The organism is Victivallis sp. Marseille-Q1083, from assembly GCF_903645315.1.
Lineage (GTDB): Bacteria > Verrucomicrobiota > Lentisphaeria > Victivallales > Victivallaceae > UMGS1518.
Genome location: NZ_CAHJXL010000001.1, coordinates 265,317 through 279,547, shown reverse-complemented (window position 1 = coordinate 279,547; position 14,231 = coordinate 265,317). Strand labels below are relative to the sequence as shown.

General features: G+C 58.1%; 10 protein-coding genes. 4 read left to right on the top strand and 6 right to left on the bottom strand.

Annotated features, from left to right (window positions below):
- Window positions 1–55 precede the first annotated feature (55 nt).
- The 3 genes from HWX74_RS01030 to HWX74_RS01020 all read left to right on the top strand — a co-directional run bounded on the left by HWX74_RS01030 (window position 56) and on the right by HWX74_RS01020 (window position 5,553).
- The gene (locus tag HWX74_RS01030; RefSeq protein WP_176011754.1) at window positions 56–1,828 is read left to right on the top strand and encodes a sodium:solute symporter; all 1,773 of its coding nucleotides are present in this window, start codon (window positions 56–58) and stop codon (window positions 1,826–1,828) included.
- Between the two features lie 173 nt (window positions 1,829–2,001).
- Complete coding sequence (locus HWX74_RS01025; protein ID WP_176011753.1) at window positions 2,002–4,257, top strand: glycoside hydrolase family 20 zincin-like fold domain-containing protein; 2,256 nt, start codon at window positions 2,002–2,004, stop codon at window positions 4,255–4,257.
- Window positions 4,258–4,764: 507 nt separating this feature from the next.
- Window positions 4,765–5,553: a carbohydrate-binding family 9-like protein gene (locus HWX74_RS01020; protein ID WP_176011752.1), complete on the top strand. Its 789-nt coding sequence runs from the start codon at window positions 4,765–4,767 to the stop codon at window positions 5,551–5,553.
- Between the two features lie 3 nt (window positions 5,554–5,556).
- Here the strand turns inward: HWX74_RS01020 and HWX74_RS01015 are convergent, their stop codons facing one another.
- Window positions 5,557–6,441: an AraC family transcriptional regulator gene (locus HWX74_RS01015; RefSeq protein ID WP_176011751.1), complete on the bottom strand. Its 885-nt coding sequence runs from the start codon at window positions 6,439–6,441 to the stop codon at window positions 5,557–5,559.
- Between the two features lie 136 nt (window positions 6,442–6,577).
- Between HWX74_RS01015 and HWX74_RS01010 the strand changes: the two genes are divergently transcribed.
- Complete coding sequence (locus tag HWX74_RS01010; protein WP_176011750.1) at window positions 6,578–8,758, top strand: alpha-mannosidase; 2,181 nt, start codon at window positions 6,578–6,580, stop codon at window positions 8,756–8,758.
- Window positions 8,759–8,810: 52 nt separating this feature from the next.
- Here the strand turns inward: HWX74_RS01010 and HWX74_RS01005 are convergent, their stop codons facing one another.
- The 5 genes from HWX74_RS01005 to HWX74_RS00985 form a co-directional block, all read right to left on the bottom strand.
- Entirely contained in the window at window positions 8,811–9,662 is an 852-nt protein-coding gene (locus tag HWX74_RS01005; RefSeq protein ID WP_176011749.1) for an oxidoreductase, read from the bottom strand.
- Between the two features lie 5 nt (window positions 9,663–9,667).
- Window positions 9,668–10,717: a Gfo/Idh/MocA family protein gene (locus HWX74_RS01000; RefSeq protein WP_176011748.1), complete on the bottom strand. Its 1,050-nt coding sequence runs from the start codon at window positions 10,715–10,717 to the stop codon at window positions 9,668–9,670.
- 3 nt (window positions 10,718–10,720) lie between these two features.
- Entirely contained in the window at window positions 10,721–11,578 is an 858-nt protein-coding gene (locus tag HWX74_RS00995; RefSeq protein WP_176011747.1) for a sugar phosphate isomerase/epimerase, read from the bottom strand.
- A gap of 58 nt (window positions 11,579–11,636) precedes the next feature.
- Complete coding sequence (locus tag HWX74_RS00990; RefSeq protein WP_176011746.1) at window positions 11,637–12,581, bottom strand: LacI family DNA-binding transcriptional regulator; 945 nt, start codon at window positions 12,579–12,581, stop codon at window positions 11,637–11,639.
- A 341-nt stretch (window positions 12,582–12,922) separates the two neighbouring features.
- On the bottom strand, window positions 12,923–14,122 hold the full coding sequence (locus HWX74_RS00985; RefSeq protein WP_176011745.1) for an IS4 family transposase: 1,200 nt from the start codon (window positions 14,120–14,122) through the stop codon (window positions 12,923–12,925).
- Between the last annotated feature and the right edge of the window lie 109 nt (window positions 14,123–14,231).

The following is a 14,231-nucleotide window of genomic DNA, read 5'->3' as shown; positions in this document are numbered from 1 at the left end:
TGATTTTCAGATAATAATCTTTAAAAGAATACCACAGAAGAAGGAAAACTTTCCCATGACAATGTACTGGATCGATTATCTCATCATCATCGTTTACATGATTGCCGTGCTGGGCATCGGCTGGTATTTCAGCCGGGATGAGAACACTTCCGAAAATTACCTGCTGGGCGGCCGGAACATGCCGTTTCTGGCGATCGGCATTTCCTGTATGATGTCGCTGTTGAGCTCGATTTCAATCGTCATGGTGCCGGGGGAAATCTATAACAACGGGGTGACGCTGTTCATCCTGACGCCGTTGATCGCCCTGCCGCTGGGGATTCCCTGTTATCTGTTGTTCACCCGTTTTTATTTCGCGTTGGGCAGTTATACGCCGTATGAATACCTGGAATACCGTTACGATCCGACCGTCCGCCTCGTCGTCGCCATCTCGGCGTTCTACGGCCGGGTGCTGTATCTGGGCATGGTGCTCTATACCACTTCGAAAATTTTTGAAGGCGCTTACGGCTGGCCGGCCTGGTTCACCATTCTGCTGGTCGGTCTGTTCGGCATCGCCTATACGGTGATGGGCGGCATGAAAGCGGTGGTATGGACCGATGTGCTGCAATTTTTCGTGCTGTTCGGCGGTTTTGTCATCATCGTTGCGGTGCTGTGCTGCAACATCTCCGGCGGAGCCTGGGAAGCGGTGAGCTGCGCCTTCCGCGAGGGGCACGGTTTGCCGCAATTCGCCGAACCGGATTTTTATACGCTGTCGCCTTATGTCCGATTGCTGTTCTTCCTGATGCTGTGGAATGCGCTGATGACGCCGTTGACCCAGGCCTGCAGCGACCAGATCAACATTCAGCGGCTGCTGAGCACCCGGAACTGGCGGGAAGGGTTCAAGTCGCAGATCGTTTCGACGACATTCGGCATTCTGTCGATGTTGATCCTGTTTTTCGTCGGCATGGCGATTTTCACTTACTACCGGCAGAATCCCGATCCGGCGTTGGCCAATGCCGGCGGCGATACCGCTTTCTTTCACTTCGTTTCAACCAAATTGCCGGCGCCGATTCCGGGTATTTTCATGGCGGCGATGCTGGCGGCGATCATGAGTACGCTGGATTCCGGCATCAACTCGATGGCGACAGTGTGGCTGAAGGAATTCCATCAGCGTTACCTCAACCGAAAATTGACGCCGAAACAGGAAGTGTCGGTCTCCCGCTATGCGACATTCTGGGTCGGCGCCGTCGCCATCCTGCTCGGGTTGGCGCTGGACTTTTCCGGCAAATGGCTGGAGCAATCGGTCGCCGAAGTCGGCACCATTTTCGGCCTGCTCGGCGCGGCAGTGCTGCCGGCGTTTCTGTTCGGCGTGCTCTCCAACCGGGCGAGCAGCAAATTGATCTGGGGATATACCTTTTTCGCATTCGGCGAAGGAATTGCCGGCAATTGCTGGTACGTGCTGTCGCGTAAAAGCGAGGCGCTCTGGTCGCCGGGGGAACCGCTGGGCTGGGCCGGTCCGCTGGCTTTGCAATATGTGCTGATGCCGCTGGCCATCGGCCTGCTGCTCTGTCTGCCCTGGCTGCTGCGCCGTACCGGCTGGCCGCGCAAGGGGTTGGCTTTGCTGGGGATGGCGGTGCTCGGCGGCGCTTTCGGAATGTTGATCTGGTACTGCTACAGTCAAATGCTGATCACCGATGTGCCGCGGGCCCGGAGCTTTGCGTTCGGTTTGCCGCTTTCATTCATCGGCGCTTTCATTCTGCTGTGGTTCTGCCCGAAACAGCCCAGGGAGAAATTTCAGGGTTTGACGTTGAGAACGCTGGGGCAGCCGATTCTGGCGCGAAAAGCGGAATAACAAAAGTGTGACATCGCTGAGCTCCGGTCGGCGGAGCGCCGGCGCAAGACTGTTTCGCGGAGCAATTCCGCCCGGAAACGGCCGGAAAAGATTCTGCCGCAGCATTGACATTGTTCCTGTTGGTCAATATATTACAGGAATTGTGAAAATATGTCTGCAAGGAGAAAACGGGAATGGTGAAGTTCTTGGCGATGGTGTGGCTGGGGCTGGCTGCCTTGACGGCGGCGGCGGAGTTGGTGCCGAGGCCGCAGCGTCTGACGGAGTTGCCGGGCGAACCGGTGGTGTTGCGCCAGATGGATGGCGTCGTGCTGCAGGATGTTTCGCCGCAATGGGTTGAGATGGCGGCGCGGGAAGTGGAACTGGCGCTGGGGTGGCAGCTTCAATGGGATCGGCCGCAAGGGCCGGTCCGCGTTCGGCTGGACGAGGCGATGGCGCCGGAAGCGTATCGCTTGAAGATCGCCGGCGGCGCGGTGGAATTGACCGGCGGCACGGCCGGAATTTATCACGGCTGGCATACGCTGGTGCAGTTGCTGCGCGACGCGCCTTATGATTTCCGGGACGACAGTATTTCGCTTTCCGGGGTGGAAATTGACGATTTTCCGTCGGTGGCCCGGCGGGGGATGATCTGGCAATGGTGCTATCTGGTGCCGGAGGACGACTATCTGCTGGCGACCGTCGAGGCGATGGCCCGGCTGAAATACAATATCATCATGCCGGAATTCGGCCCGCATTTTCCCGAGCAGGCCTACCGGAAACTGCTGCGCCACGCGAAACTCTACCATTTGACGGTCATTCCCTGCGTCAACTCGCTGGCGCACGGCGACCGCGGCTGGAACTGGCCGGTGCGGCTGGAGGACGGGCTGGATTTGGGGGCGGCGGAGAACTACCGCTGTCTGGCCGACGGCGTGGAGAAGTTCCGGCAATTGTTCGCATCGGAAGGGATGCCGTTGGAATATTTCAACTTCGGGATGGACGAAGCGTCGAAGTGCATGCTCGCCAATCAGGAGAAATACGGCCGGCCGGCCGGCGAGCTCTATCTGGAGCATTTGCAGAAGGTATTGGCGCTCTGCCGTGAAAAATCGCTCAAGCCGTTGATCTATCACGATATGATCATCGGCAGGGAAGACGCTTTTTTCGGCGGCGACCAGGCTTACGACGCCAAGACCGGCATTCACCGGGTGCGCGACCGGATTCCGAAGGAGTTCTCGATCATCTACTGGAATTACGACCACGAGGAACATTACGCCAGCGCTTTCGGGCTGGCGGCGGAAGGATTTACCGTCTGGCAGATGTCCTGGGGGGCGGAATCGGCGCTCGACCACGCCCGCCAGGCCGGGCAACTGGCGGATGCCGTGATCGGTTCCTGCTGGATGGAAACCGCCTTTTTCGACCGGGAGGAACCCGGCGGCAACAGCGTGGTGCGGACGCCGTGGGTGCAGCGCACGCTGGCGGCGACGGCGGCAGCCTGCTGGAACAATGCCGATGATCTGACTTCCGGCGACCAGTCGTTGGTGTGGAATGAGGCGATCTGGCGCCGGCCGGCGCCGAAAGCGGGAGTGTTCCTGTCGCCGGATCATTGCGACATGCCGGCGGCGGCCCGGCAGTTGGCCGGCCGGATTTGTGAACAATTCGGCTTGCCGGGCGAAAATGCGGTGGTGCTGGGCGCGTTTGCCGAAACGGCGGACAACCTGAAACAATTGCGTCCGCCGTTGACGCTGCAGCGGGACGGCCGCGATTTGCGGCGGATCGATTTGATCGATCAACCGGCCGAAGACGGCAAACTCTGCCTGTTCACCCGGGCATTCGGGCCGTCGACCGGAACCGGTCCGGCGGGGTATGAACTGGTCGTCCGGCACGGGGTTGTCAGCGGCAAGAATTATCCGGGGTACGGCGATGCGCCGATTCCCGCTTACGGTTTCGTCCTCTCCGGCAGCGGCGCCGCCGGAGAAGTGCTGGCGCCGATCGAGCCGCCAGCGGCTTTGACCGTCCGCGACGCCGATTCCCGGCTTTTGGGGGCGCCGGAGAGCGTTGCCGGTCCGATGACGGCGGTTTATCCGGTGCATCGCCTGCTGGACGGAGTGGAGGTGCGTCATTTCACGTTGCGGGACCGGCCGTTGTTCCGGGAGCCGATGGTGACGGTGGCGCTGGAATACGAAGACGGTTCCCGGGCGGAATTTCCGCTGGTTTACGGTTGTGACGTCGCTTCCTGGCTGGATCCGGTGCTGTTCTACCGGCGGCGGCCGGGGTTGCAGAAATTTCCGGCTTGCTGGCAGGGGCGTTACGGCAATTCCGAAGTGATTTACGGTTGGCGGCAGCAGAATCCTCATCCGGAGCGGCAAGTGGCGGCGGTTTCTTTCCGGCTGGCCGACGCGGCCGGCGATGTCGGATACGTCATCCAGTCGCTGCAGATTTTTCCGTCCGGCGACTGACGCGGCGGAAAACCGTCGAACCCGGAAGAACGCCGGTAGATCGGTCCGGCGTTCCTGATTCATTTCCGGTTTTGCCTGTCGACGCCGTGTGCAAGTTGGTTCGTTATCGGTCCATCCTGGCAATCGCCGGTTTTTTTATTTTATCCGGTAAAACTGGAAAAATAACCTTTCCCGGCTGCCGCCGGCCGGCGCTGGGAGAAGGATCGCGTCGCCTGTTCTGCCGCGTCCGGGGACGAACCGGAGGTCCGTGCCGCGGGCCATTGTTAGAGGGAAAACTTGCAGCGCAAAATCGCATCGAAATGAATATTTTGCGTAAAATGCTCATCTTTTGCTCGGAAATCCCATGTTCTATCGATTCGATTTTTACTATACTATATAAGAACTTTGGACAACATGATTTTCCGCCGGCAAAGGCGCGGCAGGCCGGTTAAAAATGGGCATGGCGTGAAAACATGGATGAAAGGTGATTTTATGCCGCGGCGACGGCGATAACCGGAAGGATGACCAATGAACGAATCAATATTGCTCAGGAAGGAAACGACGATGAATTACAAGCGATTGTTCAGCCGGCTCGGCCTTTTTCTGCTGGGTCTGGGGACGGCGGCTTCCAATCACGGTTGCGCGGCGCTGCCCGGGGAAAAGCCGGTTTACCGGATCGAACGGGCGCGGCAGGAGCCGGATTTGACCGATTGGGAGTCGCCGACCTGGCGGAACAGTGAAATCGGGCGGATGAACAACGTTTATGTCGCCACATTGTTCTGTCCTGCCGTTGAATTCCGGGCGTTGTACGATGCCGGGGGCATTTACGTGATTTTCCGGATCGAAGACCAGTATGTTTTCGCCAAAGAGGACAACCGGAGCAACCGCATCTCGTTCGACAGTTGCGTCGAATTCTTTCTGCAGCCGCCGGACAGTGACGGTTATTTCTGTTTCGAACTGGCGGCCAGCGGCAATGCGCTGCTCTATCACTGCTGCGACATCAATGCCGGCAAATTGACCAATTTTTCCGCCGAAGAGTACGGCCAAGTAACAATCCGCTCTGCGTTTTCCGGCAAAATCGATCCGGCGATCGACGAGAAAACCACCTGGACGATCGGCGCGTTCGTGCCGTTTTCGCTGCTGGAGAAATATTACGGCGGCGAAATCGACCCGGCCGCTTTATACCGCCAGATCTGGCGCGGCAACTTCTACAAATGCGCGGTATTCGCCAACCCGCACTGGATGAGCTGGGCGCCGCTGCCGAAGATCGATTTTCACCTGCCGGAATATTTCGGCACCGTCACCTTCGGCCGTTGAGAACTAGGTCAGCCGTTCGAGGGTAGCGAGCCGGTCGCGCCAGCGGCGCGGGGAATAGCCGGTGATTTTGCGGAACACGGTGGCAAAATACTGGCTGGACGAAAAGCCCAGCCGGAAGGCGACAGCGGTGATGGAAAGGGAAGGATCGCGCAGCAGTTCGAGGCTGCGCTCGATTTTCAGCTGCAGCCGGAATTCATTGGGCGTATGGCCGGTTTCCTGCCGGAAGCGTTCAAAGATTGCGCTGGGACTCAAGCGGCCGGCGGCGAGCAGTTGTTCCAGCGGTTCGGCGTCGGCGACATGCTGCCGCATCGCGGCGATGACCGCCCGGACCGGTTCGGAATAGGGTTGGCCGGCCGGAACGGCCACCGGCCGCGCCCGGCACTCCCGGCCGATGTCGACCAGCAGCAGCCGGACCCAGCCGGCGATGCAGTTGAGCCGGTCCGGCCGCTGGGAGGCGCACTCGTCGAACAGGCGCTCGAAGTACATCGCCAGCCGGCGGTCCGGCGGCACGAGCTTGCCGGAGGGCAGCGAGGCGAAAATCCGGGCCGTCTCGCTGTCCGGCAGCAGCCGCTCCGGCATCACTTCCAGCCAGTAACAGAGGCAGGGGGGCATCCGGTTGTTTGCGCCGCCGTGCGGTTCGCCGGGCCGGCAGATGTGCAGCTCGCCGGCGTGAATTTCAATGTCGCCGCCGTTCAGCCGGTAACGCAGCGTTCCCTGTGAGACGTATTTGATTTCGAAGACGCCGGGATGGCGGTGGCGCGGCAGCGGACTGGCCTGGCGGCTTTCGTAGCGGCCGACCAGTTGAACGCCGTCGGGCAGCACGGCGGAGCCGCTTTCGAAATAGCGGCGTCTGATGCCGGGATGGGGTTTGCCGTAATTGATGTTCATGGTGAGGAAACGATAGCACTTTTTCGGAATTTTTCCAAACTGTATGAAAAATTCCGGTGCATTATTTTGAACGCAAAAACGTTGCATTGCCGTTACATTGGCGTTATCAATAGGAACCCAATGGGAGGATGATGCCATGTTGACAGTTCATTTGATCCTGAATTCCCACCTCGACCCGATCTGGCTGTGGGGAAAATCGCAGGGAATCGACGAAGTGCTTTCCACCGCCCGGACCGCCTGCGACGTCCTCGACGATTACCCGGAAATCTACCTGGTGCGCGGCGAAGTCTGGTTTTACGAGACGGTCGAGCGGTTCGACCCGGCCACGTTCGAACGGATTCGGCAGCATATTGCCGGCGGGCGCTGGAAGGTGGTCGGCAACTGGTACGTTCAGCCGGACTGCAATCTGTCCGGGCCGGAGACGCTGCGGCGGCACAATGAGATCGGCACCCGTTATTTCCGGCAGAAATTCGGCGTGAAAGTCCGTTGCGGCTTCAATGTCGACAGCTTCGGCCATCCGGCCACGCTGCCCGATTTTTATGTTCCGGGCAGCGTCAGATATTACATCTGCCAGCGGCCGTCGCCGTCGGAGCAGAAATTGCCGAATATCTTCTGGTGGGAGTCGCCGTCCGGCCGCCGGCTGCTGCAATTCCACATCGACCACTATTATTGCACCCAGAACAGCGAAGCGACGATTCTGGACAACCTCAATGCGGCAATTGAAAACGCCGATCCGGCGATCGGTCATACGATGTGTTTCATCGGGCTCGGCGATCATGGCGGCGGGCCGACCCGCTGGGAACTGGACTGGCTGCGGCGGCATTTGAACTGGAAAAAGGAGGTCAGGCTGGTTTTCAGCCACCCGGAAGCCTGTTTTCAGGCGATCGAAGCCTCCGGCGTTGAATTGCCGGTCATCCGGGATGAATTGCAGCATTGCATGATCGGCTGCTACAGCGGCGTCAGCCGGATCAAGCGGGAAGTGCGGCAGGCCGAGAATCTGCTGGAGCAGGCCGGGACGGTGGTGCGGCACGATCCGGGCAACTGTCCGGTCGATGCGGCCGAACGGCTGGAGGCGGCCTGGAAAGGGGTGCTGTTTGCGACTTTTCACGATGTGCTGGCCGGCACTGCTTTGCGTTCGGCGCTGGAAGAAATTTATGACGAGCTGGGCGAAGCCAGAACCGTTGCCCGCCGGATCATTGTCGAATCGGTGCGCAAACGCAACGTCGCGCTGGCGCCCAATCCCCGCCAGCAACTGATCTTCGACAATACCGCCGAGCGGCCGTTCGACGGCCTGGTAGAGTGTTCGCCGTGGCTGCGCAATCCGGCCGGAGAATATTTGTATTTGACCGACCTGGCCGGCAATCCGGTGCCGATGCAGCGCATCCAGCCGGAATCGGCGGTGACCTGGACGACGCGCCTGGCGGTGCGATTGCAATTGCCGCCGCATGGCCGGAGGATTCTGCTGGCCCATACCGACGTTGAGCGGGAAGCCGGCGAGCCGTTGCCGATCGAAGCGAACCGGTTCGGCAATGCCGTGCTGGCCGTGCGGCTTGATTCCGGCGGCATCGTTTCGCTGTGCTGCCGGCAGCAGGAATTCCTGGCCGAACCGGTGCGCTTCAAAGTGTTCGAAGATCCCAGCAATACCTGGGGACAGGACTGTTATCGCTTTACCAGCGAAGTGTTGAGCCGGTTTCACGGCGACGGCGTCTGGCTGCCGCGCGAAACCGGTGAATTGTTGTCGGAGTTGGGGGGCCGGCTGCATTGCGAGTTCGGAACCATTTCATTGGGGGTCCGGCTGGCGGCCGGCGAGGCGGCGTTGCGGCTGCGGTTCCGGCTGGATTGGCACGGAACCCAGAAACTGGTCAAGCTCTGCTTCAAGCCGAATTTCAAAATCATCCGCCGGCGGGAAGGAGTGCCCGGCGGCGAAATTGCCGCCCGGTCGCTGGACGGCGCGGAATATCCGGTACGCAATTATACGATTCTGGAAGGAGAAACGCGAAGCCTGGCGGTGGTTTCCGCCGATGTCCAGGCACTGGACATCCAGCCGGACAACACGGTGCGGCTGACGCTGCTGCGTTCGCCTTACTTCGTTAACGTCTGGGCGAATGAATTGACGCCGGAACGTGATTGTCCAGTAACCGATCAAGGTGAACACGATTATTTGATCACCTTTCTGCCGGTGATTGGAACAATGGCGATGACGGACGTCGAAGCGGAAATTCTGCGGCAGACCGATCCGGTGGTATTCAGCGAATCGACCTTGGGGTTCGTCAACCAGACGCCGGAGCGGTTCTGCCCGAAATCGGCGCTGGAATAAACTGCAATCCCGAAACGCCGGAAGCCCGGCGTTTCGGAAGAGGAGTTGCTGCTTACCGGATTGCGATCCATTCGTGCCGTTTGGACAAACCGGCCAGCGCGGCGTCCCGGATTTTGATGACTTCGATCGTCTCTTCCACCGGGACCGGCGAAACGCCGGTGGTGAAGAATTCCAGCAGGGCATCGGTGAAATTCGGAAAGAACGCGGTCAACGGGTCGAGCCGAACAGTGCGTTCGGCTTCACCGAGCAGCAGCCGGAAATCAAGATCGGGACGCAACGTCAGGGTCCCGAAGCGGCTGTCGGCGTATTGCAGCACCAGGTGTTCGCAGTCCGGCGTGCCGCATTGCATCAGGCGAATCGCGCCGGTGCCGAGGGCCGACACCACCATTTCGATCTGATGGATGCAGTACTCTTCAAAACTGCTGCCGCCGCCTTCGGCCAACGCGGTCGACGGCCTGATTCCCTGGCGCCGGGCAGCGAGCAGCTCACTGCTGAACCGAAGCGCCGACGACGTGAAAAAAGGCGTCCGGTGCTGCCCGGCGAGACGGATCATCGCCATCGCCGCTTCCAGATCGGGGGCGAACGTCTTGTCGATGTAAGTCGGCTTGCCGCTTTTCAGCGGCAGCTCGGCCAGGCGACAATGGGTTTCGGGGTTGGAAGGGGCCAGGACCAGGAGGCAGTCGGCCTGTTCGACGACTGCCTGGATGCTGCCTGCGGCAATCAGGCCGTGGGCGGCGCAGTAGGTTTGCAGCGGCTGCCCCGGCGGAGCCGCCGGGGATTCTTCCCAGGCGCAATACAGTTCGAATTCGTTGCGCCGTTGGGCGCCGGCGAAAAATTCCGGCAGGTGATTGGCGTGCCATTCATCGATATGGTAGTCGATGATTCCGACTTTTTTCTTTGCCATTTTGTTCAATTTCCTGTGCAATGGGGGTGGAAGTCTGTTCCGTCCAGCCGGATTTCCCGGCCGGTCCGGCTGGATTCGTAAACCGCCGTGGCGACGCGCAACGCATCGACGCCCTGTTCGATGCCGGCGGCAAACGGTTTGTGATTCCGGCAGGCGTCGAGCAATTCGGCCATTTCGCACTGCCAGGGCGGCACGCCGCTGGTGGCGATGACCTGTTTTTCCATGGTTACGGTTCCCTCCGGGCTGAGGACGCCGGAGGTCAGGCCCGCTTCCCCGGTCGTGTAATCGATGACGATCGAACCGTTGTCGCCATAGAGTTCGACGCCGTTGAAGCCGGCCGGGCTGGTCCAACTGGTTTCGATGTAACCGAGACAGGAATCACCGACCCGGCAGATGGCGACCATGTTGTCTTCCACTGCGATCGGTTTGCGCAAGGTTGCCGAAATTGCGCTGATCGTCGTGATCGGACCGGCCAGATAGGCGATCAAGTCGAAAGCGTGGATGCTCATGTCCAATACCGCGCCGCCGCCGGCCAGTTCGGGATTGTAGAACCAGTCGGTCGAAGCCCAGCCCGGGTAGGGACCGCCGTGGGCGAAACGGATCCGCAGCATATAAAGCTTGCCGATCGTTCCGGCCTCGCAACTCTGCCTGGCCGCCCGGATCAGGTTGTTGTAACGGTGGGAAAAGCCGACTGCCAGCCGCCGGCCGGTCCGTTTGACGGCGTCGGCAATCTGCTGTGCTTCGGTCAGGTTGATGGCGATCGGCTTTTCCAGGATGACGTCGGCACCGGATTCCATCGCTGCAATTGCGGCACCGGCGTGAAATTTATTCGGTGTGCAAACGGAGACCAGATCCAGTTGTTCGTGTTCGAGCATTTCCCGGTAATCGGCATATTCGTGTTCGAACGGCCACTTTTGCCGGACCGCCTGCAGCGACGCGGCCTCCGGGTCGGCAATTGCCGCCAGGATGCAGTCCGGATCGGCGGCATAACCGGGGAGGTGGCAGTGGCGGGCGATCGAACCGCCGCCGATGATACCGATTTTGAGCTTCTTCATGGGTCACTTCTCCTTGATTAATTGTTTGAGATAGGTTACTGCGGCCAGGATATCCGCTTGCGGATCGCTGCCGGTTTCCCGTTCGATGGTCAAATAACCGTCATAGCCGTGGCGTTCAAGTTCCGCCAGGCAGGCCGGAAAATCCACACTGCCGCTGCCCGGCGGCACTTCGGCGAACAAGGTGCCGGTTTCCGCGACGAGCTGCTCGAAACCGCCTTCGGCGAACGCCTGATAAACCCGGGCCGGATCGCAGTCGCGGTAATGGACGCCGTCCTTGAAATGGGAATAGACGACATGCGAGCCGAAAACCGCCGCCGCCCGGACCGGATCGTCGTTGCGGACCATGACCAGATTGGCCGGATCGAAATTGACGCCGACACCGCCGGCGGTCTGTTCGAGGAAGCGGACCAGCACTTCCGCCGCTTCCGGACCGGTTTCAATGCCGATGGCGATGCCGCGCTGCTGCGCATAGTCGCCCAGTGTTTTCATCGCCTCCAGCATCACCGGATAGCGGGGATCGCTTTCCTGTTCGGGAATGACTCCGATGTGAGTGGTGATGACTCCGGCGCCGAGCCGGCCGGCGATATCGATGATCCGTTTGGTCGTTTCGATTCGGGCCGGATTGTCCCGGGCGATTTGAAAGCCGTGACCGCCCAATTCGGCGCACAAGGCGGAAATTTCCAGTTGATGGGTTGCCGCCGTCCGCCGGAGGCGGTCCAGTTCTTCCGGCGTCCATTCCAGCAGATTGTAAAACGGTCCTTTGGCATAGAGCTGAATGCCGTCGACGCCGGCCGCCGCCGCCAGAGGCAGACACTCCTCCAACGGCGCCCGGTAAGAGTTGATCAGAATACCGCTTTTCACTGTGTTTTTCTCCTTTGAATGATTTTTTAAACGTTTCAAATTGGTTGCTAAAAAAGATTCACAAAGTTCTGACCGACTTGCGAACCACCAGTTCGGGAGCCAGATATTGATGCGCCTCCGGCGTTTCGCCCCGGCTTTTGCGGATCAGGTATTCCACCGCTTTGCTGCCGATTTCCATCCGCTGCTGGCCGATGGTGGTCAGCTCGAATTCCGGGCGGGCGGCGACCGGCAGATTGTCGTAACCGATGACGGAGAGGTCTTCCGGGATACGGAAGCCCTGCTGGCGCAACAGGTACATGCCGTCCATCGCGTCGATATCGGAGAAAAAGATGATGCCGGTCGCGCCGGTCCGCCGGATTTGCTCCGGCAGTCCGGCAAGTTGTTCGAAAATTTCAAAGCTGAGGTTCGGCGCTGCGGCGAACGCCTTCAGGCAACCCTGCAGCCGGCGTTCGACCGGGTAATCCTGCACGAGCAGCCGGCGGTGGCCGCAGGAAATCAGGTATTTGGCGGCCATTTCGCCGCCGGAAAAGTCGTCAGTGACGACAAAGGGATAATCGCCGTGGAGATGAGTGGAACAGAAAACGATTTCGACGCCGGCTCGTTCCAACTGCCGTGAAATCTGCGGAAATGATTCGTCATACCCGGAGAACACCACGCCGCTGACCCGCTGTGCCAGCATCTGGTTGATGTGGAGCATGCTGTCGCTGCCGTTGCTCCAACTGGCCAGCAGGCCGAAACGTTCCTGGGCGGCTTTTTGCCCCATGCCTTCGAGCAGTTCGTTGAAGAACGAGGAGAGCAGCGTATGAATCAGGCAGCCGATCAGGTCGTTCCGGCCGGCCTGCAGCGCCTTGCCGATGTTGTTCGGCCGGTAATTCAGTTCATTGGCGAGCGCCCAGACCCGGGCCGCCGTCTTTTTGCTGACCAGCGGAGAGTGGTTCAGCGCCATCGAGACGGTGGCGATCGAAAGATCGAGTTTGGCGGCCAATGATTTCAGCGTATCCATAGCATCTGATTTTAAACGTTTAAAATTGCTTGTTCCATAGTATAGGATAAAAAAAGAAAAAAAGCAATCGGGCAAAAGTGTAAAATGTCATTTTTTTCAGAATTTATTTGGCCGGCCAATTGAAAAAGTAAACGCATCGCAGAAAATAGACAGGTTGTATTTAGCCTCACTACTGCTTACTTTAATCAATAAAGCATTCATGCGGAGCAGTCTTGGATGAAAACTCCTGCTTGATGTTCCATCCTTTGATTTTGCGTTTTACTGCCCGTTCTCGTGTAATCCCGCGAGAAGACCAGGCAGTTGTTGCCGCAATCTCCTGAATGATTGCTTCGCGAATATACTCAATTTCCTGTGGTTTGAGGGGGAAAATGAGCAGCAGTGATTTTTCTGCACAGAATTCGTACCGCATTGATAAAGGAAAGCCGGTCTGGATCGACCTTATTTTTCCGTGCGGCTTGATGTATTAAGCTGCGAATCGTATAGTGCGCAAGTAGATATCCAAACAATTCCTGTATAATCAATTCCGGGGTTTTGCTTCGCAAGGCGGCTCCTGGTTGCTTCAGATGATTCTTCAATTCATCATAAGCCAATTCGATCTCCCAGCGCTCGTGGTAGAGAGCCGCAAGTTCCGAAGCCGGAGCGTCTTCCTCTTTTAAAATACTGGTTATCAAGCGATATTTTTCGCTGGAGCCTTTGATGGCATATTCAATTACTCGAACAGGAATGCCATTGGTTTTCTTGCGTTGTTCCGTGCCAGGATAGAACGTACTTAAAAAAGAACCGTCCGGCAGAATTTTTTCTTTTGCAAATTTCATATTGCTGCGGATTCGAAACACTAACGATGCGCCAGTTTTGATGCATTCGGAAAAGAACGGATAGCAACCAAAGCCACGATCAGCAAGTAGCAGCATATCCTTTTGCAGGAGCGGCAAAAGTCGTTTGCCTTGAGTATTTTCCCCTTCAGAATAAGGCCCATAGGCCGCACCAATAATCGCACGCGTACCGATTTCAAGTAAAGTTGTCATGCGCAATTGCGGAAATGCGGTTTTCCCGCGGGAGCATGGCGGACGGCCAAAAAAATCATGATTCCTCTGCTCATCCGGTAAATCAAAGGTTGTGCCGTCGATTGCCATCAAACGCCATCCCCGATAAAAGGCGCCAATGGTATCCGGCTGGGCCAGGGGGTTACAAACATCCTCGAATAAACATTGCATTGCCTTGTACCCCAAACGGTTCCTGGCACGTGAAATTCCTCCTCGCCCTTTGATTTCGCCGCAAGGCATTTTTATCTTCAGCCAGTCAAAGCCCTCAAGAATGCAGCGCAAAACCTCTTGCAACGAAATGCTTGAATACAGCGAAAGGCAAATAACATAATAAGCCATCAATTCCAGTGGCAGTTTGCGGTAACGTTGCGTCGCAAGTCCGCACTTGGTCAGTGCATTGCAAAGGGCTTCAAAAGGAACAACCCCAAGCAATGAGGCCAAGGTTAAAAAGTCACTCTCGCGAAAATTATCTGCCAACTGCGCTTGGGTTCGTGCCATATCGAATCTCCTGTTGTCTATGAAGATAATATAGCATGAAATCAATAATCTTCAAGAATTAAGTAAGCAGTATTGCAGTTAGCCTGAATATTGCATAAAATTCCACAAA